This window comes from Mesorhizobium sp. B1-1-6, from assembly GCF_006443035.1.
GTDB lineage: Bacteria > Pseudomonadota > Alphaproteobacteria > Rhizobiales > Rhizobiaceae > Mesorhizobium.
The window spans coordinates 255,346-279,609 of sequence record NZ_VFWR01000008.1 but is presented as its reverse complement, the minus strand read 5'-3'; the positions used below and the strand labels follow the sequence as shown (position 1 = coordinate 279,609).

The 24,264-nt window shown below is 64.8% G+C and carries 29 protein-coding genes; 16 read left to right on the top strand and 13 right to left on the bottom strand.

Translation table 11 applies throughout. The features are described from left to right. Positions 1-24 precede the first annotated feature (24 nt). Positions 25-456 carry a DOPA 4,5-dioxygenase family protein gene (locus FJ979_RS18315; protein WP_140565517.1) on the bottom strand — a complete coding sequence of 144 codons (432 nt, stop codon included), beginning with the start codon at positions 454-456 and terminating at the stop codon, positions 25-27. Positions 457-858: 402 nt separating this feature from the next. Here FJ979_RS18315 and FJ979_RS18310 point away from each other — a divergent pair, with 402 nt between their 5' ends. Further along, positions 859-1,692, top strand: coding sequence for a methyltransferase domain-containing protein (locus FJ979_RS18310; protein WP_246679331.1), 834 nt, complete (start codon positions 859-861; stop codon positions 1,690-1,692). Between the two features lie 203 nt (positions 1,693-1,895). Continuing rightward, positions 1,896-2,039, top strand: coding sequence for a hypothetical protein (locus tag FJ979_RS32585; RefSeq protein ID WP_181165259.1), 144 nt, complete (start codon positions 1,896-1,898; stop codon positions 2,037-2,039). Positions 2,040-2,048: 9 nt separating this feature from the next. Here FJ979_RS32585 and FJ979_RS18305 read toward each other — a convergent pair whose 3' ends face one another. The 3 genes from FJ979_RS18305 to FJ979_RS18295 form a co-directional block, all read right to left on the bottom strand. After that, complete coding sequence (locus FJ979_RS18305; RefSeq protein ID WP_140582638.1) at positions 2,049-4,370, bottom strand: cation:proton antiporter; 2,322 nt, start codon at positions 4,368-4,370, stop codon at positions 2,049-2,051. 355 nt (positions 4,371-4,725) lie between these two features. Beyond that, on the bottom strand, positions 4,726-6,000 hold the full coding sequence (locus tag FJ979_RS18300) for a DUF763 domain-containing protein (RefSeq protein WP_140582635.1): 1,275 nt from the start codon (positions 5,998-6,000) through the stop codon (positions 4,726-4,728). Positions 6,001-6,162: 162 nt separating this feature from the next. Further along, entirely contained in the window at positions 6,163-6,855 is a 693-nt protein-coding gene (locus tag FJ979_RS18295; RefSeq protein WP_140499219.1) for a DUF2270 domain-containing protein, read from the bottom strand. A gap of 228 nt (positions 6,856-7,083) precedes the next feature. On the opposite strand from FJ979_RS18295, the gene FJ979_RS18290 reads away from it, so the two are divergent. The 7 genes from FJ979_RS18290 (at position 7,084) to FJ979_RS18260 (ending at position 10,384) form a co-directional block, all read left to right on the top strand. Beyond that, the gene (locus tag FJ979_RS18290) at positions 7,084-7,815 is read left to right on the top strand and encodes a gamma-glutamylcyclotransferase (RefSeq protein WP_140582632.1); all 732 of its coding nucleotides are present in this window, start codon (positions 7,084-7,086) and stop codon (positions 7,813-7,815) included. A gap of 129 nt (positions 7,816-7,944) precedes the next feature. Then, positions 7,945-8,268 (top strand): metalloregulator ArsR/SmtB family transcription factor, encoded by a 324-nt coding sequence (locus tag FJ979_RS18285; RefSeq protein WP_140499215.1) that lies wholly within the window; start codon positions 7,945-7,947, stop codon positions 8,266-8,268. After that, positions 8,265-8,696 carry an SRPBCC domain-containing protein gene (locus FJ979_RS18280; protein WP_140582629.1) on the top strand — a complete coding sequence of 144 codons (432 nt, stop codon included), beginning with the start codon at positions 8,265-8,267 and terminating at the stop codon, positions 8,694-8,696. The genes FJ979_RS18285 and FJ979_RS18280 overlap by 4 nt, the downstream gene beginning before the upstream one ends. Positions 8,697-8,769: 73 nt before the next feature. After that, complete coding sequence (locus FJ979_RS18275; RefSeq protein WP_140516267.1) at positions 8,770-9,162, top strand: VOC family protein; 393 nt, start codon at positions 8,770-8,772, stop codon at positions 9,160-9,162. A 34-nt stretch (positions 9,163-9,196) separates the two neighbouring features. Further along, positions 9,197-9,421 (top strand): hypothetical protein, encoded by a 225-nt coding sequence (locus FJ979_RS18270; RefSeq protein ID WP_140582627.1) that lies wholly within the window; start codon positions 9,197-9,199, stop codon positions 9,419-9,421. Positions 9,422-9,432: 11 nt separating this feature from the next. Then, positions 9,433-9,888 (top strand): DUF1801 domain-containing protein, encoded by a 456-nt coding sequence (locus FJ979_RS18265; RefSeq protein WP_140521384.1) that lies wholly within the window; start codon positions 9,433-9,435, stop codon positions 9,886-9,888. 97 nt (positions 9,889-9,985) lie between these two features. Continuing rightward, positions 9,986-10,384, top strand: a complete 399-nt coding sequence (locus FJ979_RS18260; RefSeq protein ID WP_140499206.1) for a DUF1801 domain-containing protein — start codon at positions 9,986-9,988, stop codon at positions 10,382-10,384. A gap of 73 nt (positions 10,385-10,457) precedes the next feature. On the opposite strand, the gene FJ979_RS18255 is transcribed toward FJ979_RS18260, so the two are convergent. The 5 genes from FJ979_RS18255 to FJ979_RS18235 form a co-directional block, all read right to left on the bottom strand. Next, a complete protein-coding gene (locus FJ979_RS18255; RefSeq protein WP_140582624.1) occupies positions 10,458-12,440 on the bottom strand; it encodes a glycoside hydrolase family 127 protein in 1,983 nt (660 codons plus the stop codon). 21 nt (positions 12,441-12,461) lie between these two features. Then, positions 12,462-13,319, bottom strand: coding sequence for a carbohydrate ABC transporter permease (locus tag FJ979_RS18250; RefSeq protein WP_140582622.1), 858 nt, complete (start codon positions 13,317-13,319; stop codon positions 12,462-12,464). Beyond that, positions 13,319-14,245, bottom strand: coding sequence for a sugar ABC transporter permease (locus FJ979_RS18245; protein ID WP_140582619.1), 927 nt, complete (start codon positions 14,243-14,245; stop codon positions 13,319-13,321). The genes FJ979_RS18250 and FJ979_RS18245 overlap by 1 nt, the downstream gene beginning before the upstream one ends. Before the next feature lie 374 nt (positions 14,246-14,619). Next, a complete protein-coding gene (locus FJ979_RS18240; RefSeq protein ID WP_140582616.1) occupies positions 14,620-15,867 on the bottom strand; it encodes a sugar ABC transporter substrate-binding protein in 1,248 nt (415 codons plus the stop codon). A 63-nt stretch (positions 15,868-15,930) separates the two neighbouring features. Further along, complete coding sequence (locus FJ979_RS18235; RefSeq protein ID WP_140565487.1) at positions 15,931-16,980, bottom strand: LacI family DNA-binding transcriptional regulator; 1,050 nt, start codon at positions 16,978-16,980, stop codon at positions 15,931-15,933. A gap of 728 nt (positions 16,981-17,708) precedes the next feature. On the opposite strand from FJ979_RS18235, the gene FJ979_RS18230 reads away from it, so the two are divergent. Together FJ979_RS18230 and FJ979_RS18225 are read left to right on the top strand one after the other, a co-directional pair. Continuing rightward, entirely contained in the window at positions 17,709-17,915 is a 207-nt protein-coding gene (locus tag FJ979_RS18230) for a hypothetical protein (RefSeq protein WP_140499194.1), read from the top strand. Positions 17,916-17,920: 5 nt separating this feature from the next. Continuing rightward, positions 17,921-18,112: a hypothetical protein gene (locus FJ979_RS18225; protein WP_140582613.1), complete on the top strand. Its 192-nt coding sequence runs from the start codon at positions 17,921-17,923 to the stop codon at positions 18,110-18,112. A gap of 23 nt (positions 18,113-18,135) precedes the next feature. Here the strand turns inward: FJ979_RS18225 and FJ979_RS18220 are convergent, their stop codons facing one another. Both FJ979_RS18220 and FJ979_RS18215 read right to left on the bottom strand, forming a co-directional pair. After that, entirely contained in the window at positions 18,136-18,402 is a 267-nt protein-coding gene (locus FJ979_RS18220; protein ID WP_140499190.1) for a DUF1488 domain-containing protein, read from the bottom strand. Then, entirely contained in the window at positions 18,399-18,647 is a 249-nt protein-coding gene (locus tag FJ979_RS18215) for a hypothetical protein (protein WP_140499188.1), read from the bottom strand. Before FJ979_RS18215 ends, FJ979_RS18220 begins: the two co-directional genes overlap by 4 nt. Before the next feature lie 245 nt (positions 18,648-18,892). Between FJ979_RS18215 and FJ979_RS18210 the strand changes: the two genes are divergently transcribed. From FJ979_RS18210 to FJ979_RS32580, 3 genes are all read left to right on the top strand, one after another. Beyond that, positions 18,893-19,207 (top strand): co-chaperone GroES, encoded by a 315-nt coding sequence (locus FJ979_RS18210; RefSeq protein WP_140516246.1) that lies wholly within the window; start codon positions 18,893-18,895, stop codon positions 19,205-19,207. A gap of 60 nt (positions 19,208-19,267) precedes the next feature. Continuing rightward, entirely contained in the window at positions 19,268-20,896 is a 1,629-nt protein-coding gene (groL, locus tag FJ979_RS18205) for a chaperonin GroEL (protein ID WP_140582610.1), read from the top strand. Between the two features lie 150 nt (positions 20,897-21,046). Then, positions 21,047-21,205, top strand: coding sequence for a hypothetical protein (locus FJ979_RS32580; protein WP_181165260.1), 159 nt, complete (start codon positions 21,047-21,049; stop codon positions 21,203-21,205). Between the two features lie 17 nt (positions 21,206-21,222). Here FJ979_RS32580 and FJ979_RS18200 read toward each other — a convergent pair whose 3' ends face one another. Next, on the bottom strand, positions 21,223-21,627 hold the full coding sequence (locus tag FJ979_RS18200; RefSeq protein WP_140521393.1) for an NUDIX domain-containing protein: 405 nt from the start codon (positions 21,625-21,627) through the stop codon (positions 21,223-21,225). A 77-nt stretch (positions 21,628-21,704) separates the two neighbouring features. On the opposite strand from FJ979_RS18200, the gene FJ979_RS18195 reads away from it, so the two are divergent. Next, the gene (locus FJ979_RS18195; RefSeq protein ID WP_140582607.1) at positions 21,705-22,202 is read left to right on the top strand and encodes a GAF domain-containing protein; all 498 of its coding nucleotides are present in this window, start codon (positions 21,705-21,707) and stop codon (positions 22,200-22,202) included. Between the two features lie 93 nt (positions 22,203-22,295). Here FJ979_RS18195 and FJ979_RS18190 read toward each other — a convergent pair whose 3' ends face one another. Further along, positions 22,296-23,360: a YeiH family protein gene (locus FJ979_RS18190; RefSeq protein WP_140582604.1), complete on the bottom strand. Its 1,065-nt coding sequence runs from the start codon at positions 23,358-23,360 to the stop codon at positions 22,296-22,298. A 417-nt stretch (positions 23,361-23,777) separates the two neighbouring features. Between FJ979_RS18190 and FJ979_RS18185 the strand changes: the two genes are divergently transcribed. Beyond that, positions 23,778-24,245, top strand: coding sequence for a GNAT family N-acetyltransferase (locus FJ979_RS18185; RefSeq protein WP_140582602.1), 468 nt, complete (start codon positions 23,778-23,780; stop codon positions 24,243-24,245). Positions 24,246-24,264: the final 19 nt, after the last annotated feature.

Below are 24,264 nucleotides of genomic sequence, written 5' to 3'. Positions count from 1 at the left end.
ATCCTTTCAGCCAGAGTTGTGCCCCTAAGCCCCCAGCGTCGGCTCTGTATTCACCCCCAGAGCCTCCTCCGCCTCATCTTCCTCCCCAAGCACCTCGCCCTTCACCGCCAATGCCCGGCCGATCCAGATCGGGTCGACCAGATGGTCGCGCTTGGGGTTGGTGGTGTTGGGGTGGACGAGGATGCTTAGGCCGCCGTGGTTCAGCATCAGCCAGGGCACCAGCGTGGCGAAGATCTCGGTGGCGAAGGAGATTTGGTACATGGCCTGCTGATGCGGGCCGACCGGCCCGTCGCGCCAGTTGCCCAGGCGCACGCGGAAGCGTTCGCCGATGCGCTCGTGCAGCCATTCGGCGTGCTGCCGCTGCGCCTCTCCGTCATAGTAGATGTGGGCGTGGTAGCTGGCGATCTCGGCGAGCGGCCTGGGCTGCCCGGCCGGCGCTGAACTGGCTTTGCCCATCCCGATGCTCCCTTCGCCTGGTGCCAGACGAAACTCTAGCCGAAGCACGGACATCTTGTCTGTAGCCGTGATCCGCCAGCGCGTTTCCAGCGGGCGATGACATGGCCCGGCTCGACCCTTTGGCCACGGGTCCGCCGTATGGCGGTGAATGCTCAGGTCGTGCGAGTTGCCGGTCCAGACTGCGGGTCGCTTGTAGCGCGTACAACGCGGCGCCGCATTCAGATGTCTGCTTTTGGGTAGGCGCAATCAACGTCCTTGCGACCGACATGCGGCGCATCCTGTCCATCCAGCCCTCAACTGACGAGCACAATGACCGGCGCTAGTTCCACTTAGATTCGCAGGGCATTGCGTGATGCCGCTCGGTGCGCTTCTATCCGTGCCGCGTCATTGGGGGGTAATCATTTGTCTGCCAGGAACCAAACGTCCACCGGTCACGAAGCGAGCGAGGCCGGTTGGCTCGACCTTCATTTTGAATCGTCGCGCCCCGAATATGAGGCGGCCTTGCTCGATGCCGGCATCCGCCCGGGCTGGCGCGTGCTCGATGCCGGTTGCGGCAGCGGCGGCTTCCTGCCGCTCATCGCCAGCGCCGTCGGCCCCTCCGGCTTCATCGCCGCGCTCGACCTCGCGCCCGAAAACATCGCCCGGGTCGAGGCCCTCGCGGGCACGCTGTCCGAGCCGCCGGAAATTGCCGCGCATGTCGGCAGCATCCTGTCGCTGCCCTTCGCCGACGCATCGTTCGATTGCGTCTGGTCCGGCAATGTCATGCAGTATCTGACGCCGGCCGAGTTCGAGCTTGCCGTCGGCGAGGCCAGGCGCGTGCTGAAGCCGGGCGGCATCTTGGCGGTCAAGGATTTCGATTCGACCATCTTGCAGATCCTGCCCATGGACCGGGCGCTGCTGGCGCGCTTCATGGCGGCGAGGCTCCAGGGATTTCGCGACCGGGGCGTGCTCGGCACCGATTGCGGTTCGACGCTTCCGGCGCGGCTGCGCCAGGCGGGCCTGGAGGTCGTCAGCCGCAAGGGCTGGCTGGTCGAGCGCTGGGAGCCCGCGCCTCGCTTCACGCGCGACTATGTTGCCGACCTGCTGGCCTATTTCGCCGGCGTCGCGCCGGGCTATGCCCTGCCTGATTCCGACCAGGCCTATTGGCAGGACCTGAAGCAGCGGCCGGATCGCCTCCTCGACGATCCGGACTTCTGCTACCGCGAGTTCTTCGTCATGACGGTTTGCCGGACATAGCGCTCCGCCGCGACGGCCGAAGCCGCGGGCGGGTGCGCGAGGCCGCAGGCAAAACCGGTTCAGAGATCGAGACTGAGCCAAACCGCATTCGCCAGCCCTCCACCCAAATGGCCGGCTTTCGAGCGAATTTCTTCGCGAACCGTTAATGCGGCCATGGTGTTAATAAGCATCTGCTAATGAACTGGTTCGCGCGGGGGTACGCAATGACCAAGAATCTCGGCAATGCACGCTATGTGCCGCCAAAGGAGCAGCAAGGCTCGGTCCTCGGCAAGGTCGCGCCGGCCTTGTTCCCGCTGGCCGTGGTCGCGCTGGGCTATATGATCGGCAGGCAGTTCTTCGGCCTCTAGGCTCCGCCATCAGGCGCCGGTTTCGGCCGCGGCCTCGGGCCTTACTTCGGCGCGGATGCGGTCGCTTGCCACGAGCACGACCGGGCAGGGGACGGCGGCCAGCACCGCCATGGCGGTGTCGCCGAAGAACAGTTCCTCGCCCGGCCGCTGCGTGACGCCCATCACCACCATCGCCGCCCCCTTGGCCACTTCCCTGGCGATCGCCTTGTCGGGCGTGGCGCGGGCGCGGATGGCGGTGTCGACGGCGACGCCGTAGCGGTCGGCGAGGTCGACGACGTCCTTGAGCACCGCCTCCTCGCGGCGATGTGAAACGGTGCCTTGCCGGGCGCCTTTGCGCGCCTGCGAGACATAGAGCACCTTGACCCGCGCCCGGTGCGGCCGTGCCAGCGCCAGGGCGAAATCGGCGGCGCGTCGCGACACTTCCGTGCCGTTGACGGGAACGAGGATGGTGGTTCCGGCGCGCAGCACCGGCATCTTGCCCCCGGCGCCGGCACCGTTCAGCACCAGGCAGAGCGGACCGTCGAAGCCGCTGGTCATGTCGTTCAGCGCTTCGGTGAACGAGCCCTTCTCGGTCAGCATGGCCTCCAGCCCGACCAGCAGCAGGCCGTAGCCCTTGCGCGCCTCCTCGGCGATCGTTCGTGCGGTGGCCTCGCGTTCGCTGCGGGCGGTCAGATGCACCTTCTCGACCGGCGTGTCCTCGGCCTTGCTCACCGCCTTGGCGCTCCGGGCGGCACCCTTCTTGACCTCCTTCAGCGCGCGCTCCGGGCCCTTGTCGCGGGCCGGGCCGGCAAGCCTGCCGTCCTTGAGGTGGAGAAGCGTGGTCGGCATGCCGCTGCCGCCGCCGACCAAGCCGGCGAGATAGGCGGTGAACTTGCCGACCGGGCTGTCGTCGACCAGCAGCAGCAGCCGCTCCAGCTTGGAGACGAAGCCGCGCTCGTCGAGCAGCTCGCGGTCGACGCGCTGCTTCTCGGCATCTTCGACGGGCAGCCGGCCGAGCGCCCAGCGCAGCATCGGCGGCATGGCGAGCGTGGTGATGACAGCCATGGTGACGATCATGGTGAACAGATTGTGGGACAGGATGTTCATCGACAGGCCGATCGAGGCGACGATGACCTCGGTCGAGCCGCGCGCGTTCATGGCGCTGCCGACGGCGGTCGCCTCCTTCAGCGTCATGCCGGCGAAGCGGCCGCCGATGAAGGCGCCGCCGAACTTGCCGATGCTGGCGATGAGCACCAGCGCCAGCGTCAGCAGCGCCAGCGTCGGGTCGGCAAGCACGGTTAGGTCGGCCGAAAGCCCGGCCATGCCGAAGAAGATCGGCATGAAGAGCGCCGTGATGACGCCGCGCAACTGGCTCTCGATGTGGCTGGACAGGATCGGCGATTCGCCGACCAGTATGCCGGCGACGAAGGCGCCAAGCACGGTGTGGACGCCGATCAGATTGGTGATCAGCGCCATCACGCCCATGATGATCAGGATGACCGATATGACGGCGTATTCGCTGCGGAAGGAGTCGTTGCTCCAGCGGATCAGCGTGAACACCAGCCGGCGGCCGATGGTGAAGGAGAACACCATGAACAGCGCCACTTCGGCCACCGTTACCACCAGCGGCACGATTTGGAGGCTGCCATTGGTGGCGATGCCGAAGGTGACGGCGATGATCAGCCAGCCGATCGTGTCCTCGATGATGGCCGAGGAGATGATGACCTGGCCGAGATTGCGGCGCATGAAGTTCATCTCGCGCACCACCATGGCGACGATCTTGACCGAGGAGATCGACAGCGCCGTGCCGAGGAAGAGCCCGGCGACGACGCGCTCGCTGGGGTCGGGCAGCAGCGTGCCGGGCAGGAACTGCGCCAGCGCGAAACCGCAGGCAAAGGGCACGACGACGCCGGTGACCGAGATCGAAAAACACGCCGCGCCCACCCGGCGCACCAGGCGCAGGTCCGTCTCCATGCCGGTGAGCAGCAGGAGCAGCAGGACGCCGAGCTGCGAGACCGCCTCGATCATGCTCTTCTGCGCGGGGTCGGTCGAGAAGATCAGCTGCTGCGCGCCGGGCCAGAGCCAGCCGAACAGCGAAGGCCCGAGCAGGATGCCGCCGATCAGCTGGCCCATGATCGCCGGCTGGCCGTAGCGCTGGAAGATTTCGCCCAGGCCGCGCCCGACCAGAAGCAGAAGCACGATCTCGGCGACGAAAACGCCCTCCGCCGAGCCGCCCATGCCCGCGGCGTGGCTGCTTGCCTGGGCTGCCCAGGCCGGGCACGGCGAGGTAAAGGCGGCGAAAAGGATGAGAATGGCAGGAAGAAATCCCGTTTGCGGCCAGTGCCTAGTCATCCAACCCCTCAACGCGGATCAAGTCCGCTGCGCATAAACGTGCAATGCCGCGCAAGGTTGCGGCGGGTCGGGCCAATCTGTTCGGGCCAATCTGTCTGGGTAAGTGCCGACATAGGAGACAGCGCTCTTCTCCCCGTCGCCATACGGGGAGGAGGTGCCGGCAGACGGATGAGGGCAGCGCCGACATGGGAAACATACAGGATCCAGATGGTATTTGCCGAAAGCTTGGCGCCGCCCCTCATTGTCCTGCCGGACATTTCTCCCCGTATAGTGACGGGGAGAAAGGCCCATACCGGCTGGACGCCGCCCGCGGATTGCTTCGCCAATTGTCGGCGTAGCGGCCGCGATCGGCGATCTAGCCCGACTTCTTGGCGCCGCCCGGCAAAGCACCCTCAGGCGGTGGCTCCGGGCCGAAGACGCTGCGGCCGCCGAGCAGGTGCGACTGGTCGAACTCGCCGGCGACGATCTCCTTCAGGCTCGGGCCGGTGACGTAGCGCTCCAGTCGCCGCGCCTGGCCGTCGAGCCGCTGCAAGGCGCCAAGCTCCTCCTCGCGGCCGAGCTTGGCCTTGGCGACCGCCGACTTCATGACGGCGATGGTCTCGTCATAGACCTTCAGCGGCACCGGAAAGGGATGCCGGTCCTTGCCGCCATGCGCCAGCGAGAAGCGCGCCGGGTCGGAAAAGCGGCACGGCGCGCCATGCACCACCTCCGCCACCATCGCCAGCGCCCGCACGGTGCGGGCGCCGACGCCCGGAACCAGCAGCAATTCGGGAAAGTCCGTCGGGCCGCTCTCGATGGCGGCGGAGATGTTGCCGTGCAGCCGGCGCATGACGATGTCGCTTTCGCGCACGTCATGGTGCGCCGGCATGACCAGATTGGGCAGCATTGGTTGTGCACTGTCGCGCTTTGCTTCAGTCGCCGCAGGCTCGATGGCGGCGAATTCGTGCACGATCCGGTCGGGACCGAGCTGGCGCAGAAGATCGAGCTGGCCGCTGCGCGAGGCCTCGGCGCGATGGTCGGTGAGGTTGACGATCTCGCCCTGCCGCTCGCCCTCGATGGCCGCGTGCGGCTGGTCGACGAAACTCTTCAGCCCTTCCGACAGCCAGTGGTAACGGCGCGCCTGCCTTCTGTCGCCGTTCATGCCTTGCTGGACGACCACCCAGCGGCTGTCGTCAGTGACGATGAAGCCATGCAGATAGAGATCGAAACCGTCCTGAACGGCGGCGCTGTCGACCTTGGCGACCAGGCGGCTGGCGGTGGCAAGGGCCGCGCCGTCGAAGCCGACACGTTCGCCGATCATCTCCAGCTCATGCGGCGTCTTGCGCGAATGGGCGCCGCGTCCGCCGCAGACATGGATGCCGAGCTCGCCCGACAGCGGCGTCAGCCCGCGCTTCAGCGCGCCGATGACGCTGGTGGTGATGCCGGACGAATGCCAGTCCATGCCCATCACCGCACCGAAGGACTGGAACCAGAAGGGATGCGCCAGCCGGCGCAGCAGCTCGTCGCGGCCATAATGGTGGATGATCGCCTGGCACAGCACCGCGCCGAGCCGCGTCATGCGGTCGCCCAGCCATTTCGGGACCCGTCCGCCATGCAGCGGCAGGTCGGCGCTGCCGCTTCGCTGCGTCACTTGTTTCGATGCTCCGTGGCCGACCGCCCAGAGGCCGGCTCTCTCCCTCTAGATGGCATCCATGCGGCTATTTTCCAAGCCGGCACACAGGCGCTCATTCGCGGTTTGATTCAGGATGGCGCCTCACCCGGTTGTTCGCAAAGCGTTTTTGTCCATCGCGGACTAGACATGCACGTCGCCGAAGGAGAGTTCGCCGTTGTCGTCGGGCGTCAGTAAGGCGACGGCCAGCAGGCCGGCAAAGAGGATGGCGACCAGCGTGACGATGACCAGGCCGGGCACGGGACCCAGGGCGGCGGCGCTGACGGCCTCGCGCAATGTGCCGACGAAACCCACCGGCGCGGCCCGATCGAGCAGGCTCGGCGTCGATAGTTTGAGGATCCAGGCGAGCAGCAGGATCAGCATCATATGGATGTAGTTGCGGCGCAAACGGCGCGCCAGCGCCACCCGCTGCGAGACCAGGAATTTCGGCGTGCGCAGGCTTTCGCCGACGATCAGCAGCCAGTCCGAGGCGAAGTCCGGCTGCGGCGAGAAGATCTGCGCGAAATAGTGGCGCTCGAACTGGCGCACGCGGGCGCGGTAGACGTCGAAGAAGCGGTAGCGCCGTGCCTCGATCCACAGCAACAGCAGCACCAGCAGCATGGCGAACAGCAGCACGCCGTGATGGGCACTGGCCGTCGACAGCGACACCGACAGCATCGCGGCCACGACGGTGATCGCCCAATTGCTGGTCCTGTCGATACGGTCGCGCCATCCCGCCATGCGCGCAATCTCGGCGCGATGGAAATGCGACATCACGGTGACCATTTCGCTGGGCGAAAGCGTCCTGCCGATGGGCGTTGCCGGCGCATCGTTCATAGTTCCCTCCCAACCCAATGAAACGCGTCGAACGCGATCTCGTTCCGCCGGCGGCGGATGGCGCCGACCCAGGCGGACTTTCGGCCACTTCTGTCGCGACGGCGGTGCGCCGAGGCTTTTCAAACGCTTGGGCAGGTTCGCTCAGCTTCTGAGTCCGCGTCCGAGTGGCTCTGGCTCTTGAGAATCCCTTTGCCTTGGGCAACATGGCGGCGAGGCTGGAGTACGAAAATGAACAGGCCGATATCCGCCGCACGATCACAATCTACGTCGCGAAGCGCGGCGATGGCGCTGACGGAGGCGCTGGTCGCCCGCACCTTGCGCACGGTCGAGGATGCCGGGCCGACGCCGGGCATGGTCTACATGACCGACGCTGACTATGCGCGTTTCAGCGATGAAATACTGGCCGATGCGCCGGCCGGGCCGCTGAAACTGTTCGCCTATGGCTCGCTGCTATGGAAGCCGGCGGGCGAGGTGAGGGGAGGCGAGCGCGCGGTGGCGACTGGCTGGCACCGCTCTTTCTGCTTCACCGTGCAGCGGTTTCGCGGCACGATCGAGCAGCCCGGCCTGATGATGGCGCTCGACCGTGGTGGCCAATGCCAGGGCATGGTGTTCGAGATCGCGGAGCCGGTTGCCGACAATCTCGAGGCGCTGCTGCGCCGCGAGATGACCATCCTGCCCGCCGTCAACGTGCCGCGCTGGCTGCGGGTCAGGACCGAGGGCGGCATGTGCCGCGCGCTCGGCTTCGTCGTCGATCCCGCCAATGCGCGCTATGTCGGCAGGCTGGACAAACGGGCGATCGCGGCGACGCTGGCCCGGGCCGCCGGCCATTGGGGCTCGGGCGCGCAATATCTGTTCGAGACCATCCGCCACCTCGACGCCTGCGGCATTCGCGATCGCAACCTGTGGCAGTTGCAGGCATTGGTGGCCGAGGAGATCAACCGCGTCCACGCCCCGGTTTAGCGATCGGCGTTTCCAGCGCAGCGCGACCCGGAAGTTCCGGACGCTTTCCCGCCACTCCAAATCTTCCGCTTGACGAATACATATCCCGACGGTTATACGTTGATCAATAGCCAACGGGTTATCGATTAAATGCCGGATGCTCATGATGCGCTCTTCAGGACGCTCGCCGACCCGACGCGGCGCGCCATCTTCGAACGGCTGTGCCGCCAGGGAGAGCAGACGGTGGGAGCGCTGACGATCCAGTCGGGGGTCTCGCAGCCGGCCGTGTCGAAGCATCTGGGCGTGCTGAAGCAGGCCGGGCTGGTGCGCGACCGCCATGAAGGCCGCCAGACGCATTACAGCGCGCAGCTCGGCGCGCTGGCGCCGCTGATGGACTGGACGCGTGAGATGGCCGGGTTCTGGGAAAGCCGGTTCGACGATCTCGAGGATCTGCTCAAAAGGATGGACCAGTGAACGACACTGCCGCCGACACCCGCACTGTCGTCGTCGAGCGGCAGATTTCGCATCCGCCGGAAAAACTCTGGCGCGCACTGACGCAACCGCATCTGATCGAGGAGTGGCTGATGAAGAACGATTTAAATCCGGTCGTGGGCCATCGCTTCAACCTCAGCACCGCCTGGGGCGGCGTGCTGGATTGCGAGGTGCTTGCCGTCGAGCCGCACAAGACGCTGTCCTACACCTGGAACCTCGCGCACCAGGACCCGGCCTTCGATCTCAGGAGCGTGGTGACCTTTACGCTCACCCCGACGCCTGCCGGGACCCATCTGCGCATGGAGCAGTCCGGTTTCCGGCCCGAGCAGAGGCGGGCCTATGGCGGCGCCAAGATGGGATGGCCGAAATTCCTGGAGAAGCTGGAAGAGCTCCTGGCACGGACGGACTGAAATCCGCCGGCCGGGGTTCATGGCAAGGCTGTTCGAAGGCGGCCGCCGCAACAAAACCTATGGAGGATATGCGATGAAGATCAAGTTGACCCGCGTCTATGTGGACGACCAGGAGAAGGCACTTGCCTTCTACACCGACGTGCTGGGCTTCACCAAGAAGGCCGATTTCAGCAACGGTCCGTTTCGCTGGCTGACAGTGGCCTCGCCGGACGAGCCTGAGGGAACCGAGCTGCAGCTTGCGCTGAACGACAACCCGGCGGCCAAGGCCTACCAGCAGGCCTTGTTCAAACAGGGCCAGCCGGCGCTGATGCTCTTCACCGACGACATCAAGGCCGATCACGAGCGCATCAAGGCGCGGGGCGCGGCCTTCGCCATGGCGCCGACCGAAGTGACCGGCTCGACCATAGCGCAGCTCAACGATAGCTGCGGTAACCTCATCCAGATCACGCAGCTGGCGCGCTGGTAAGCGGCGTTTCGTTCATTTTTCAAGAGGAGATAGCATGGATTGGAACAAATTGGTCCGGCAAACGCATCGCTGGCTATCGATCATCTTCACGGGGACTGTCCTCGCCAACTTCGTCGCCATGGGCTTGGGGCAGCCGCCTGCCTGGGTGGTATATTCGCCGCTGCTGCCGCTTTTCCTGCTGCTGTTCAGCGGCCTCTACATGTTCGTGCTGCCATACGCCGCCAAGCGGCTTGACGGGCGGCAGCGCGCGAGCCAGTAAGGACGGGATGGATGGCGAAGAGGCAGGGGCAATCAGCCAAAGGGGCCGCCAGGCCTGCAACCGCCGGTCCGGTCCTGCTTTCTGGCGGCAATCCGCAGATCGCCAAGGGCGAAGGCAACGCGCCCGTCCAGGCCTATATCGCGGCCATGCCGGGCTGGAAGAGCGAGGCCGGCGGCCGCCTCGACGCGCTCATCGAGCGTGCCGTGCCTGATGTGCGCAAGGCCGTCAAATGGAACTCGCCCTTCTATGGCGTGGAAGGCGAGGGCTGGTTCCTCAGCTTTCATTGCTTCACGAAATACATAAAGGTAGCCTTCTTCCGCGGCATCTCGCTGGACCCGGTGCCGCCTGGCCAGTCCAAAAGCAAGGACACGCGTTACCTTGACATTCATGAGGACGACCAGTTCGACGAGGCCCAGTTCACCGAGTGGGTGAAACAGGCGAGCCGATTGCCCGGCGAACGGATGTGAGATTTGTACGCCGGGCCCGGATTTGCCGCCCGCGACAGAGCGCCTATGATCGGGCGGACGGGGCGGTGACCGCCCTCAAGCCTGAAGGAGAACGGACATGACGAAGAGCGGGTCGCCAGAAGGCAGGTCTCCTTCGCAGCTCATAGACGGCAGGATCGAGGAACTCGGCGACTGGCGGGGCGAGATGCTGAGCCGGCTGCGCGGCCTGATCCGGCAGGCCGACCCCGAGATCGTGGAGGAGTGGAAATGGCGCGGGGTCCCGGTGTGGGAGCATGCCGGAATGATCTGCACCGGCGAGACCTACAAGAACGTCGTCAAGCTGACCTTCGCCAAGGGTGCGGCGCTGCCCGATCCGTCGCGCCTGTTCAACTCCAGCCTGGAAGGAAACACCAGGCGCGCCATCGATTTCCAAGAGGGCGAGGAGGTCGACGAGGAAGCGTTCAAGGCGCTTATCCACGCCGCCGTCGCTCTGAACAAGTCAAAGGCCCGGCGATAGGCTCCGTGTGACTGGCACCGAAGACGCGGCGGGCAGAACGAAGCCTGTCGCGCTCCTTCGCGCCCTTCTGGCCTCATCCGTCCCTCAGCCACACCAGCATCTCGCCGGGCTCGCGGTTGTCCCAGGCGAAATAGGGGATGGCGGTCAGCCGCGTCTGTCTGGCAGCGGGCGGGTCGGTGCGGTAAAGCCCGTTTTGCCAGCCCTCATCGGTGTCGGCCAGCGCTGTGGTCGAAAGCGCCACCACGCCGCCCAGCAGGTCCGGCTCGTCATGCGCCTCGATGCTTGCGGTGCGCGGCAATGCGATGCGGTGCAGGCTGCCGTCATTGTCGGTCGCCTCGACGCAGTAGATCAGCGGGCCACGCGACAGCGCGACGCGGCCGGCGTCCTGGCGCACCTGCGGGTTGGCGTAGAGCCGTTCGATCGGCATTTCGAGATCGAGGCGGACGCTATCGCCCTTCTTCCATGTGCGCCGGATCGCCGCGTAGCCATCGCTGGTGACGTCCTCGAGCTTCACCGTCTCGCCATTGACCTTGAGCGCCGCGCCGGCGCTCCATGCCGGCACGCGCAGATGCAGGGTGAACGCGACCGGCGCCTGCGGCTCGATGGTGATGGCGACCGCGCCGTCCCAGGGGTAGCGGCTCGCCTGCGTCAGTGCCACCGGCACGCCCGCTATGTCGAAACGAGCGGTGGAATCGCCATAGAGATGGACGGCAAGCGCGTCGTCCGCCAGGCTGTAGAAATAGCTGCCGATGGAGGCCACCATGCGCCCGATATTGGGCGGGCAGCACGGGCAGCGGTGCCATTTCCATCTGTTGTGCCGGCCCCGGCTTTCCAGCGGGTTTTCGTAGAAGAACAGCGAGCCGTCGAGCGACAGGCCCGAGATCGAGCCGTTGTAGAGCGCCCGCTCCATGATATCGGCGTAGCGGGCGTTCGGCCCCATGCCGAGCATGCGGCTGGCCCAGAACACCAGGCCGACGGCGGCACAGGTCTCGGCGTAGGCGCTCTCATTGGGCAGGTCGAAATCGCTGGTAAAGCCCTCATTGTGCGCCGACGGCCCGAGCCCGCCGGTGATGTAGAGGTTCTTGCTGGTGAGATCGTCCCACAGCCGGTCGAGCGCCACCCGCAAGCTGTCGTCGCCATATTCGGTGGCGATGTCGGCCATGCCGGAATAGAGATACATCGCCCTGACCGCATGACCGACGACCTTGTCCTGCTCGCGCACCGGAATGTGCGACTGGCTGTATTCATAGGTCTTGAAATGATAGGCCTTGGGATCGGTGCCGCGGGCGCGCGCCTCCTCGTCGAAATAATGCGGTTGCTGGCCGCGCTGGTCGATGAAGTATTTCGCCAGCTCCATGTATTTGTTCTCGCCAGTCACCCGCGCCAGCTTCACCAGCGCCAGCTCGATCTCCTCATGGCCGCAATAGCCCTTCTTCTTGCCCGGCTCGGGCCCGAGCACCGAGGCGATATGGTCGGCATAGCGGCACATGACGTCGAGCAGCTTGCGCTTGCCGGTCGCCTGGTAATAGGCGACGGCGCCCTCGATCAGGTGGCCGGCGCAATAGAGCTCGTGGCAATCGCGCAGATTGGTCCAGCGCAGGCCGGGCTGGATGCGCTGGTACCAGCTCGAGAGATAGCCGTCCGGCTGCTGCAGCTTTTCGTAGAGGTCGATGACGGCGTCGATCTTCTTCTCCAGCTCCGGGTTCTTGGCGCGGTAGAGCGAATAGGCCGCCGTCTCGATCGTCTTGCCCCAGTCGGAGTCCCAGAACATCTGCGTCGTCACCGTCGAGCCGGTGAAGCCGGGGGAAGCCGCCTCGTCGGGCGAAGGGGAATGGAACGGGATGACGACGCCGGGCGAGGGCCGGTCCGGATCGATCTGCTCCAGCATGCCCGCCTCGACGCAGCGGTCGTAGAGGATATCGGCGGTGCGCGCGGCGACGGCATCGGCACGGTCGCCCCAGAAGCCGTGCACGTCGACCTGCGGCGCTGGTAGCGGCCGGAAGGCGAGTTTGGGCCTGGAGGCGCTGGCAGGCCTGGCGGAAGACGATGCGGTCATGAACTTACTCCATTCGGTCGATTACTTGACGGCCCCGGCCATCAGGCCGCGGATGTAGAAGCGCTGCAAAGCCAGGAACAGGATCAGGCACGGCACCATCATCACGGTGACGCCCGCCTGCACCGCGCCCCAGTCGATGGCGCCGAAGCGGCCGGACTGGAGTGCGGTCATCATCACCGGCAGCGTGAACTTGGACTGGTCGGTCATCAGCACCAAAGCGGCGAGAAACTCGTTCCAGGCGCCGAGAAAGGCGAACAGCGCGATAGTGACGACGCCCGGCCAGACCAGCGGCAGCATCACCTTCAACAGCATGGTGGCGTTTCCGGCGCCGTCCATGCGCGCGGCCTCCTCGATCTCGCGCGGCACCGCGTCGAAGGCGTTGCGCATCATGAAGATCGAGAACGGCAGTTGCAGCGTCACATAGACGCCGACCAGCCCGGTCAGCGTGTTGTGCAGGCCAAGCTTGGTGAGCACCAGGAAGATCGGCGTCAGGATCGACTGGAACGGGATCATGATCGTCGACAGGATGAGGACGAAGAACAGGTCCTTGAGCGGAAATCGGAAACGCGAGAAACCGTAGCCGGCGAGCACGGAGACGACGACCGAGACCAGCACCGTCATGACAGAGACGTAGATGCTGTTCTGCGCCGAGACCCAGAGCCCGTCGCCGAACGTGTTGAGCGTGGCGTAGTTCTCCAGCGAGAAGCCTGTCGTCGGCCAGGGCGGCAACGGCGGCTGGCGCGCCTCCTGCGCCGGCTTGAAGGCCGACAGCGCGGCCCACACGATCGGCGCCACGAACAGCACCGAGGCGACGATGCCGGTGGAGTGCCTGACGACGCTGGCGGCGAGCTTGCCTTGAGCGGACACTGCCTGCGCCATCAGTCGAGGCCCTCGGGCTTCCTCAGCAGCCAGAGCTGCACGAGGCTGAGCGCCACCAGGATCACCAGCAGCACCATGGAGAGCGCCGCGCCATAGCCGAGCTTGAACGACACGAAGGACTGGTTGAAAATCCAGTACACCGCCGTCAGCGTCTGGTTGCGCGGGCCGCCGCGCAGGATGATGTAGAACTGGTCGAAGGCGAGGACCGAGCCGGCCACCGACAGGATCAGCGCCAGCGCCAGCGTGCGGCGCATCAGCGGCAAGGTGATGGCCCGGAACCTCGCGAACGGGCCGGCGCCGTCGATGACGGCGGCCTCCTGCAAATCCTGCGGGATCGATTGCAGGCCGGTCATCAGGATGATCATGGTGAAGCCGGCGACCTTCCACACCACCATGGCGATGATCGACCAGAAGGCCGGCTGGAAGGTGGCCAGAAGATTGAATTTCCTGTCGATCAGGCCGAGGTTGTAGGCGGCCGGGCTGAACAGGCCGGAATCGACGTTGAGCAGCCATGACCAGAGCAGGCTCGCCGAGGCGAAACCGACCACCGCCGGCATGAAGAAGGCGGTGCGGTATAGATTGGTGAACGGGCGCGGCCGCTCGATGAAGATGGCCAGCGGGAAGGCGACGGCGAAGATCGCGATGGTGACGATCACAGTGTAGTAGCCGGTGAATTTCAGCGCATTCCAGAACCTGGTGTCGCGCAGGATCGCGACGTAATTGTCGAGGCCGATGAAGGAGTGCCCGCCCATCAGGGGCCAGTTGTGCAGCGACATCCACGCCGTCATGCCGAGCGGGATGACGAAGAACACCATGACCAGCGCCACGGCCGGCGCGACGTAGATGAGACCGATCCATTGCCGCCGCCCGGCGCCGACGAGTTTTCGGGCGCGGGGCGGGGCGGTGGTTGCTGTGATGGTGGTCATGGCTGGCCCGCTTTTCCTTCTCCCCTTGTGGGGTGAGCGGCCGGTTCGCCGGAGGCGAATTCATCGTGCCAGTGGCACGATGAAAGGCCGGCGAACACCGGGAGGCTGCGAAGCAGCGGGGACCCGGCAGAGTGGATCGGCCACCACCCGGCCCTTCGCAGGCTCAGGGCGTTCGAAGCTCGAAAAGCCAAGCAGTTGGCTTTTCGTCCCCTGCGCGGACTGCTTCTCACCCCACAAGGGGAGAAGGGGAGGCGAAGTGCGCTAGGTCCCAAGCTGTCGATGCTAGTGAGTCTTCTCAACGCGATAGCCCTGTATCTGAACCAAACAATATCCAGCCACCCGCTCAGGGAGACGGCCGGCCGGCAGGCAGGCGCCTATTTCTGCGGCGCCTGGTCTATGATCGACTGCATGGTCTCCTGCGCATTGGCGATGGCGCCGTCGACGTCGTCGCCGAAGAACACCTCGTTGACCATCTGCGTCCACGGGCCGTTGGCGGAGTTGATCAGGTCGTTGAAGACCACCGAATAGGGTGTCTTGCCCTTGGCCATGGCCTCGGCTGCGACCTGGTAGCGCGGGTCGAGGTCCTTCAGCGCGTCCTTGGCGATGTCGCCGCGCACCGGCAGGCTGCCATATTTGGCCAGGATCGTCTGGCCTTCCAGCGAATAAGCGAAGTCGAGGAACTCCTTCACCACATCGATCTTCTTGGTGCCCTTGGTAACGACGAAATTATCGCCGCCGGCAAAGGACGACCAGCCGCCATCCTTGCCCGGCAGGAAGGTGATGCCGTAGTCGATATCGGGATACTGGGTGTTGAGCGCGCCGATAGCGAAGGCGCCCGACGGCGAGATGCCGATGTTGCCGCCGGCGAAGGCGGCGAAGAAATTGGCGCCGGTGTCGGTCTGGGCGCCTTCCGGCACCAGGCCCTTCTTGACCATCGAGCGGTAGAGATCGATGGCGCCACGCAGCTGCGGGCTGTCCAGCGTCGCCTTGGAGCCGTCCTGTGAGAGGATATCGCCGCCCGAGGCCCAGACCAGCGGCGTGAAGGTGAAGATGTTGCAGCCGCCGCAATTGCCGGAGAAGTAGAAGCCCTTGATGTTGCCGCCGAGCGCGTTGACTTTTTCGGCGTCGGCTTCGATCTCGGCCCAATTGGCCGGGCCCTTTTCGGGGTCGAGGCCGGCCTGCTTGAACAGCTTCTTGTTCCAGATCAGCACCGAGGCGTCGGCGGAGAAGGGCAGGCCGTAGATGCGGTCCTTGTACGTGCCGGTCTTCACATGAGCCGGCGACAGGCTGGCGAAATAGGGGAGCGACTTGGCCCAGTCGGTGATGTCCTCCAACTGGCCGGCGGCAGCAAAGGAGGGCGTGTAGATCAGGTCGAGCGACAGCGCGTCGGGCGCCGTGCCGCCGGCGGCGGCAGCACCGTATTTCGGAATGATCTCGGCGTTGGGGATGATGTCGAGCTTGATCTGGTTGGTGTGGCCCTTGTTGTAGGCATCGACGATGCGCGGCATGAAGTTCGAGCCGTCGGCGCGCACCCAGATGTTGGCGGTCTCGGCGGCGGCAAATTGCAGCCCGCAGCCGAGTACGGCGGCCGTCAAGGCCAGCCTGGCAATCAAAGTCCTCATATTCTCCTCCTCCACGTTTTGGCCGCGATGCGCGGCTTGCCGCCGATTGCGGCGTTTGGTTCTTCAGCCGTCCGGCAGGCGGCCGCAGGACTGACGCACCACCAGCCGGCACGGCAGTTTCCGGATGCCTGGCGCGGCGGGCTTGCCGCCGACCAGGGAAAGCAAGGTCAGCCCCGCTTCGCGGCCGAGCGCAGCCAGGTTCATGTCGACCGAGGTCAGCGGCGGGCGCGTCGCTTCGGCCACGATCTCCCAATTGTCGAAACCGATGACGCCGACATCGCCGGGCACGTCGAGACCGCGCTCGCGCAAGGCATCGATGACGCCGCGTGCGATCTGGTCGTTGCCGCAGAAGACGGCGTCCGGCCTTTCGCTTGCGCCGTCGGCCGCGCCGTCGAACAGCCTCGCCACGGCTTCGTGTCCCCAGGCCTCCGACCACGAGCCGAGCAGCGGCTCGGTGACCGACAGGCCGTTCTCGGTCAGAACATCGCGATAGGCCTGCGCCCTGGCGTGCACCACGGCAAAGCTCGCCGGTCCCGAGACATGGGCGATGCGCCTGCGGCCGAGCCGACAGAAATGCTCCACTGCCAGCCGCGCGCCGCCAGCGTCGTCGGAGACGAAGGCGACGGCGTCGGGATCGGGCTGGGTGAAGGCATAGATCACCGGAATGCGCAGATTGGACAGGTCGACCGGCAGATGACGGTCGATGCGCTTGCCGGTGGCGATGATGCCGTCGACGCGCTTGTCGAGCATGGCCTCGACATGGAGCTGGCCGAGACGCGGATCCTCCTCGACATTGCACAGGAACACCGAGACGCCGGCGTCGACCAGCGCGTCGGAAATGCCCGACATCAGCGGCAGCGAGAAGCGGCCATAGGTATCGTTGGTGAGCAGGCCGACGGTGAAGGAGCGTCGCCGCAGCAGGCTCTGCGCCAGGCTGTTGGGCCGGAAGCCGAGGCGCTGCGCGGTCTCGCGAATGCGCTCGCGGGTCTCGGCGGTCATGCGGCCCTGGTCGTTGAGCGCCTTCGAGGCGGTGGCGACGCTGACGCCAGCCTCGGCCGCCACGTCACGCAAGGTGACGGGCTTGGGAAAGGCTGGCTGATCGTCCAATGCCATTGCGGCGAAAATCCCGATTGGGAAAAGGTTTTCTCTTACAGGCCGGAATGACCCGGCCAATGGCCGAGCCCGCTCGGAAATGTTTGGAAAAACCTTTTCTCAACCCAAACTAGGCCAGATCCAGAGGCTGTTCAAGAGGAAAAGTGGCTGGTCCTCCGGTGGTGCGAAGTGGCCGCCGGAGGACGGGCTCACGGGCTCGGCGCCCGGCGAGTTCATCAGGCGAATTCCTGATCGGCAGCCGTCAGTGCTGCCCACGGCGCGAGCCGGCCAAAGCAGCAATCGGCGACATGTCTACAAACGACTCTTCGGTCTTAACGCTTGCGCAAATATTATCGGTTAGTTCGCTAGTCATGGCCTCGTGGCGGAGCGGCTACGCTGGAGACGGCAAATCTCTGAAGCCTCGGTTCGATCCCGAGGCGAGGCCTCCAAAAAATCACATGACGTAGAGCCTGCGTCGGACCATCAAGGGCGATGGGCCTTGCCAGCTTGCATTTGCGGCCTGGGCCGGACAGGTCCTAGTCTTCGTCGTGACGCTGACGTGCCGGCAAGAAGACTGCTACCCAGCCGACTTGCGCGCTTTCAGCATCTGACGATCGGGGTCACGTGGCATGCGGCCGGCGTTAAAGCAGCCTATTTGCATTTGGCATGCAGGGCACTCGCCAAAAGAGTGCTATGGAAGGGCGAGAGCTTGCCCGCTCCGACTTTCCCCGACATTCGAGGCCATTTTCGTGCGTGAACCGTCGCTGTTGCCCGTCTTTGGAAAACTTGGCGCCAAGGGACCCCGTGTCGTCGCGGTGGAACCGGTCCCGTCGGCAGGTATCGCTCCACGGCTGCGGGAGGCCCTGGCCGCCCATGGCGGCATGGTGCTGAAGCTGTCGGTCGTCGCCTGGACGATATCGGTCCTGGGCATGGTCTTCTTCATGTTGCAGGGCTGAGGCAAATGGCCAACCGCTACGCACTGCGCATGGACTTGCCCCAAAGCTGGGCCATCATCAACGTCTTCACCGGCCAGCCCGTCGTCGTCAGGCAAAGGGCGATGGTCGGCATGAGCCCGCGCGACGCCAACGCCATGGTCGATCAGATGAATGTCCGGGACGTCAAGCGCCGGGAGAAGGCGGAGCGTAAATCCTGATCCAGCGCCGTTCGCCTGTCGTCTCAGCGGAAGTCGTCGGCCGTCAGCACATACATGCTCTTGCGCGTGCGGTCATAGGCCTTTGACGCTACGTCCCGGATGACACTGCTCTCGGTGTCGAAGGTGGCGAGATAGCCGGCTTCATTGGCTGCCGTCGCCGGCTGCATCCTCGTCATGGCATCGGCGGCGACCGAGAAGGAAATCTGGAACATGCCGTCATAGCCGACGAACCGGATGCGCTTGCCGGCCTCGTCGTAGCTGCGGCTGCGGTTGGGGAAGGTCAGGCTCATGATTTTGCCTCCGTCGTTTTCTTCACCGCGCGTTTCTTCTTCGGCGTCGGGTTCAGGGCCTCGGCCACGCGGTCGGCTTCTTCCTTGGCCAGCCGCAATTGCCTCAGCCTTGCCGTCTTGATCTCCCTGGCCCTCGCTTCGGACATATATTCGGCGGTTGCCTTGTTGCGCTCCGCCGTCTTCTTCTGCTTGTCGACAAAGCGCGCTTCAGCTTTTTCCATGATCGTCTGGTTGCCGTCGGCCATCGAGGAAATCTCCCTTGCGTCTGAAATCGTGAAAATGAACTTGTCCGATAAATAGGCACTCTGCCGGGAAAATTCAAATTTTTGAAATATTTGGTCGTTTTCCGACCCGATGAAACCGGGCGCCGAAATAATACTATGATTATTCAATATCCGCTCGGAATAAATTTTGGCACTCCTATCTATCGAGTGCCAAAGAGCCTATAGAAGGGGGCGGCCGCCTATGCCGGCCCCAGAAAGAAGTTCTCATGAAATTTCGGCCACTCCACGACCGCGTCGTCATCCGGCGCGCCGAAGGCGATATCAAATCCAAGGGCGGCATCATCATTCCCGACAATGCCAAGGAAAAGCCGCAGGAAGGCGAAGTGATCGCGGTTGGTCCCGGCGCCCGCGACGAAAACGGCGCACTTGTTCCGCTCGACGTCAAGGCCGGCGACTTGATCCTGTTCGGCAAATGGTCGGGCACGGAGGTCAAGATCGACGGCGAGGATCTTCTGATCATGAAGGAAGCCGACATCATGGGCGTTATCGAAAAGAGCGTCGAAGCCAAGAAGGCCGCCTGACTGAAGCGCCGCGCCTCTGCGCGGTGACGGCTCCACTCCAAATGCGAACTGGATAAAATCATGTCTGCCAAGGAAATCAAATTCTCCACCGATGCGCGCGACCGTATGCTGCGCGGCGTCGAGATCCTCACCAATGCGGTCAAGGTCACGCTCGGCCCCAAGGGCCGCAACGTCATCATCGACAAGGCCTATGGGGCGCCGCGCATCACCAAGGACGGCGTCACCGTCGCCAAGGAAATCGAGCTTGCCGACAAGTTCGAGAACATGGGCGCGCAGATGGTGCGCGAAGTGGCCTCGAAGACCAACGACCTCGCCGGCGACGGCACCACCACTGCCACGGTGCTGGCCGCCTCGATCCTGCGCGAAGGCGCCAAGCTGGTTGCCGCCGGCATGAACCCGATGGACCTCAAGCGCGGCATCGACCAGGCCGTCGCGGCCGTCGTCGTGGAAATCAAGGCGAAGGCCAAGAAGGTCAAATCGTCGGCCGAGATCGCGCAGGTCGGCACAATCGCCGCCAATGGCGATGCCAGCGTCGGCGAGATGATCGCCAAGGCGATGGACAAGGTCGGAAATGACGGCGTCATCACCGTCGAGGAAGCCAAGACCGCGAACACCGAACTCGACGTCGTCGAAGGCATGCAGTTCGACCGCGGCTATCTCTCGCCCTATTTCGTCACCAATGCCGACAAGATGCGCGCGGAGCTGGAAGAGCCCTATATTCTCATCCACGAGAAGAAGCTCGGCAATCTGCAGGCAATGCTGCCGATCCTCGAAGCGGTGGTGCAGAGCGGCAGGCCGCTGCTGATCATCTCCGAGGACGTCGAAGGCGAGGCTCTGGCGACGCTGGTCGTCAACAAGCTGCGCGGCGGCCTCAAGGTCGCGGCCGTCAAGGCGCCGGGCTTCGGCGACCGCCGCAAGGCGATGCTGGAAGACATCGCGGTGCTCACATCCGGCCAGATGATCTCCGAGGATCTCGGTATCAAGCTGGAGAACGTCACCATCGAGATGCTCGGCCGCGCCAAGCGCGTGCTGATCGAAAAGGACACCACCACGATCATCGACGGCGCCGGCACCAAGGCGACCATTCAGGCGCGTGTCGCCCAGATCAAGGGCCAGATCGAGGAAACCACTTCCGACTATGACAAGGAGAAGCTGCAGGAGCGGCTGGCCAAGCTCTCCGGCGGCGTTGCCGTCATCCGCGTCGGCGGCGCCACCGAGTCGGAAGTCAAGGAAAAGAAGGACCGCATCGACGACGCGCTGAACGCCACGCGCGCGGCGGTCGAGGAAGGCATCGTGCCGGGCGGCGGCGTGGCCCTGCTGCGTGCCAGGACGGCGCTTGCCGGCCTGAACGGCGCCAATGCCGATGTCACCGCCGGCATCTCGATCGTGCTCAGGGCACTCGAAGCGCCGCTCCGCCAGATCGCCGAGAATTCGGGCGTTGAAGGCTCCGTTGTCGTCGGCAAGCTCTCCGACAGCAAGGATCACAACCAGGGTTTCGATGCCCAGAACGAGGCGTATGTCGACATGATCAAGGCGGGCATCGTCGATCCGGCGAAAGTGGTGCGCACCGCGTTGCAGGATGCCGGCTCGATCGCCGCGCTTTTGATCACCGCCGAAGCGATGATCTCGGACATTCCGGCCAAGGATGCCGCGCCTGCGGGCGGCGGTGGCGGCATGGGCGGCTACTAGGATTCGGCCGGCTCGCGAAGGTGGTTTCATAAAAGCCGTCTTTCAGACCTGATCCGTATCTCGCCGAACCGGCCTTTGCCGCAGGCGAGACGACTATCGCCGGGGGATTCTCCCCCGGGCGCGCAGGCCTCTGGCCCAGGAGATCGATCCATGATCGTGTTCGTGCAGAAGCCACAGACGGTCGTCACGACCGAAACGACAGAGGAAAGCCGCTTCGACCGCATCCGCAGGATTGCCGCCGACAAGCACAAGAAATCCGAGCCCGATCCGGCAATGCCACAAAAGGGCGAACCCAAGCGTCCGATGTAATAGCGGCGCCGCCGCCGCTACATTCCGCTCAACCTCAGCACCACATCGCGCGTCAGCGGCGCAAGTTCGACGGAACTGGTCGAGCCGGGCTCCAGCCAGATGATCTCCTCGATCTCGGGGGCGGCTATCGGCTGGCTGTCGATGGAGAGCCCGAACAATTCCGCCTCGACCGTGCTGTCCGGCTCGTTGGCCGAGAACAGGCCGAGCCGGGAGGTGGTGGCGAGGTCGACCGCCAATCCGAGTTCCTCGCGCAATTCACGCACCAGAGCATCGAGCGGGGACTCGCGCGGCTCGATCTTGCCGCCGGGCTGCATGAAGGCGCTGGTGCCGCGCTTGCGCACCAGAAGCAGCCGGCCCGACGCATCCGCGATGACGCCGGGAGCGACCCTTATCTTGCGGCTTTCGTGGCGGGTAGGATTCACGGTAGACTGTTCCGGTGGCCGTTCGGTGCAGGGCGCCTGCGGAAACGGAACCGCGATTCTCAGTTCGGAGACAAGCCATGTTCGCAGCCAAGGCCATCGACACTTCGGACAAGGCCGCGTTCTACCGCGATCTTGCCGCGCAACTGGAGGCGCTGCTCGAGGGCGAGGGCGACTCGATCGCCAATGCCGCCAACACCGCGGCGCTGATCTTCCAGATGGTGCCCGATCTCAACTGGGCGGGCTTCTATTTCCTGGCCTCGGACGAGGAATTGGTGCTGGGTCCGTTCCAGGGCAAGCCGGCCTGCGTGCGCATTGCCGTAGGCAAGGGCGTATGCGGCACGGCGGTCGAACTCGGCACCTCGATGCTGATCAAGGACGTGCACGATTTCCCCGGCCACATCGCCTGCGACGCCGATTCGCGTTCGGAACTGGTCGTGCTTCTCGAAGACGATGAAGGCGTCTTCGGCGTGCTCGATCTCGACAGCCCGCTGCCCGGCCGCTTCGACAAGGCGGACCAGGCCGGCATCGAAACACTGGCCGCGATCTACGTGGCGGCGAGTTCGTTCGAGGATTAGGCGCTCAGCAAAAAGACCGACGGTCGGCCGTCGAGTTCCTTCGCCCCCTCTGTCCGGCAGGACAGGGGCGCCGTAGAGCGCTACCTTTGGGGCTTAGGCCAACTTCACCAGCATCAGGCTGAAGCCGCCGATGAATAGGAAGGCCGAGAAGGCGAGCGCCAGCGGGCGCAGGCCGCGCGAGCGCAGCTGCGAGATATCGGCCTGCAGGCCCATGGCGGCCAGCCCCATGGTCAGCATGATGGTGGTGGCGAGCGCCATCGCCGATTTCACTTCGGCGGGTATCGCGACAAGGCTGTTCAGAGCCACGACGGCGACGAAGGCGGCGACGAACCATGGCATGGGCGGGCGCGCCGCCTGCTGGTCGCTGCTGCTCTTGCGGCGCGCCATCAGGCCCAGCGCGATGACCATCGGCGCCAGCATGGCGACGCGGGTGAGCTTGGCGACGGTGGCGATCTCGCCCGATTGGGTGCCGTTCTGGAAGCCGGCGCCGATGACCTGCGCCACCTCATGGATCGAGGCGCCCGCCCACAGGCCGAAAGCATGCTGGTCGAGGCCGAGCAGCGGCGCCAGCAGCGGGAAGCCGAGCATGGCGACGGTGCCGAACAAGGTGATCGAGGCGACGGCGTAGGTGACGTCCTCGTCGCGCGCGTCGGTGACGATGTTGGTGGCCACGATTGCCGAGGCACCGCAGATCGAGGTGCCGGCGGCGATCAGCTGCGCCAGTTTCGCGTCGACGCCGATCAGCCGGCCGAGCGTGATGGTGAAGACGAAGGTGGCGCCAAGGGTGGCTGCCACGATGCCGACACCGCCGGCGCCGATCGACACCACCTGGCCGAGCGTCAGCTGGAAACCGAGCAGCACTATGGCGAAGCGCAGCAGCCGGCGCTGCGAAAACGCGATGCCGGCCTTGGCGTGCCCCGGCGTGCCGAGCACGTTGGAGTAGATCATGCCGGCGACGACGGCTATTATCATCGGGCTGAACAGGGCAAAGCCGGAGACGTTGCGAGCCGAGAAGGCCACCGCAGTGATCATCGCGACCAATATCATACCGGGCACGGGTCCGGCCTTGGTCGAGTCGAGCGCCTTGCGGCGCTGCGCGGGTTCGGCGGAAATCAGGCTTTTTGGAATATCGTTCGCAATGTGGGATAAGGAAGACAACGTCATGCTCCAGGCGACTTCACCCGGGGAATGCCATTCCCCAACTAATCTTTCCAATGAATTATTTTCGTTAGAATGATCGATTTTTTAGGACGGTTTTCCGGCTTACGTGACCAAAATGCGGTCGTCGGCCAGGGCCGATACGGCATGCCTCTAATCAGGGTTGGTGAGGCAGCGCGGTAAAGAGGCTGGGGCACCGCCAGAAGGTGGCTTGGCGTTGGCTTGACGGGCCACTCATGCTGCGCCAGCTTGGCGCCATGTTCGTTCTTCCCCGCGCCAATGTCATGCGACGCCGAACCTGTACACTGCGAGGCGGCATGATTGCGCGACGACGAGGAGTGGCCCGTTAATTCCGGTTCGTTCTTCCCAGCCCCGCCCGCGCAACCGTCGGCGGGCTGTTCATGTCTGGAGCCCTCGATGAGCATCAATCCTTCCATCCAGTTCCGGCAGGCCGGGCCGGCGGACGCCGCAGCCATCCGGGACATCGTGCGCTTGGCCTATGCCAAATGGGTGCCGCTGATCGGCCGCGAACCGCTGCCCATGCGTGCCGACTATGACATAGCCGTTGCCGAGCATGAGTTCGACCTTGCGATCGAGGAGGGCGAAATCGTCGGCGTGATCGAAACCATGCCGGCCGACGACCATGTCTGGATCGAGAATGTCTGCGTGGCGCCGCATGCGCAGGGAAGGGGGATCGGCCGGCTGTTGCTGGAGCGGGCTGAACGCAAGGCGGCCGAAGCGGGCCGCAACGAACTTCGCCTGCTGACCAATGGCGCCTTCGCGGCCAATGTGTCGCTTTACAAGAGGCACGGCTATAGGATCGACCGGGAGGAGCCGTTCATGAACGGTACGACTGTTTATATGAGCAAGAGGCTCGCTGGATAGACCGCAATCGGAGTTCGAC

Coding starts and splice junctions, on each gene's coding strand:
- FJ979_RS18315 (WP_140565517.1), bottom strand. CDS start 456: ATGGGCAAAGCCAGTTCAGCGCCGGCCGGGCAGCCCAGGCCGCTCGCC.
- FJ979_RS32585 (WP_181165259.1), top strand. CDS start 1,896: ATGACCAAGAATCTCGGCAATGCACGCTATGTGCCGCCAAAGGAGCAG.
- FJ979_RS18220 (WP_140499190.1), bottom strand. CDS start 18,402: ATGAGCCTGACCTTCCCCAACCGCAGCCGCAGCTACGACGAGGCCGGC.
- FJ979_RS18260 (WP_140499206.1), top strand. CDS start 9,986: ATGACGAAGAGCGGGTCGCCAGAAGGCAGGTCTCCTTCGCAGCTCATA.
- FJ979_RS18235 (WP_140565487.1), bottom strand. CDS start 16,980: ATGGCATTGGACGATCAGCCAGCCTTTCCCAAGCCCGTCACCTTGCGT.
- FJ979_RS18270 (WP_140582627.1), top strand. CDS start 9,197: ATGGATTGGAACAAATTGGTCCGGCAAACGCATCGCTGGCTATCGATC.
- FJ979_RS18250 (WP_140582622.1), bottom strand. CDS start 13,319: ATGGCGCAGGCAGTGTCCGCTCAAGGCAAGCTCGCCGCCAGCGTCGTC.
- FJ979_RS18255 (WP_140582624.1), bottom strand. CDS start 12,440: ATGACCGCATCGTCTTCCGCCAGGCCTGCCAGCGCCTCCAGGCCCAAA.
- FJ979_RS18225 (WP_140582613.1), top strand. CDS start 17,921: ATGGCCAACCGCTACGCACTGCGCATGGACTTGCCCCAAAGCTGGGCC.
- FJ979_RS18185 (WP_140582602.1), top strand. CDS start 23,778: ATGAGCATCAATCCTTCCATCCAGTTCCGGCAGGCCGGGCCGGCGGAC.
- FJ979_RS18290 (WP_140582632.1), top strand. CDS start 7,084: ATGAACAGGCCGATATCCGCCGCACGATCACAATCTACGTCGCGAAGC.
- FJ979_RS18195 (WP_140582607.1), top strand. CDS start 21,705: ATGTTCGCAGCCAAGGCCATCGACACTTCGGACAAGGCCGCGTTCTAC.
- FJ979_RS18245 (WP_140582619.1), bottom strand. CDS start 14,245: ATGACCACCATCACAGCAACCACCGCCCCGCCCCGCGCCCGAAAACTC.
- FJ979_RS18295 (WP_140499219.1), bottom strand. CDS start 6,855: ATGAACGATGCGCCGGCAACGCCCATCGGCAGGACGCTTTCGCCCAGC.
- groL (WP_140582610.1), top strand. CDS start 19,268: ATGTCTGCCAAGGAAATCAAATTCTCCACCGATGCGCGCGACCGTATG.
- FJ979_RS18215 (WP_140499188.1), bottom strand. CDS start 18,647: ATGGCCGACGGCAACCAGACGATCATGGAAAAAGCTGAAGCGCGCTTT.
- FJ979_RS18240 (WP_140582616.1), bottom strand. CDS start 15,867: ATGAGGACTTTGATTGCCAGGCTGGCCTTGACGGCCGCCGTACTCGGC.
- FJ979_RS32580 (WP_181165260.1), top strand. CDS start 21,047: ATGATCGTGTTCGTGCAGAAGCCACAGACGGTCGTCACGACCGAAACG.
- FJ979_RS18275 (WP_140516267.1), top strand. CDS start 8,770: ATGAAGATCAAGTTGACCCGCGTCTATGTGGACGACCAGGAGAAGGCA.
- FJ979_RS18285 (WP_140499215.1), top strand. CDS start 7,945: ATGCCGGATGCTCATGATGCGCTCTTCAGGACGCTCGCCGACCCGACG.
- FJ979_RS18305 (WP_140582638.1), bottom strand. CDS start 4,370: ATGACTAGGCACTGGCCGCAAACGGGATTTCTTCCTGCCATTCTCATC.
- FJ979_RS18265 (WP_140521384.1), top strand. CDS start 9,433: ATGGCGAAGAGGCAGGGGCAATCAGCCAAAGGGGCCGCCAGGCCTGCA.
- FJ979_RS18210 (WP_140516246.1), top strand. CDS start 18,893: ATGAAATTTCGGCCACTCCACGACCGCGTCGTCATCCGGCGCGCCGAA.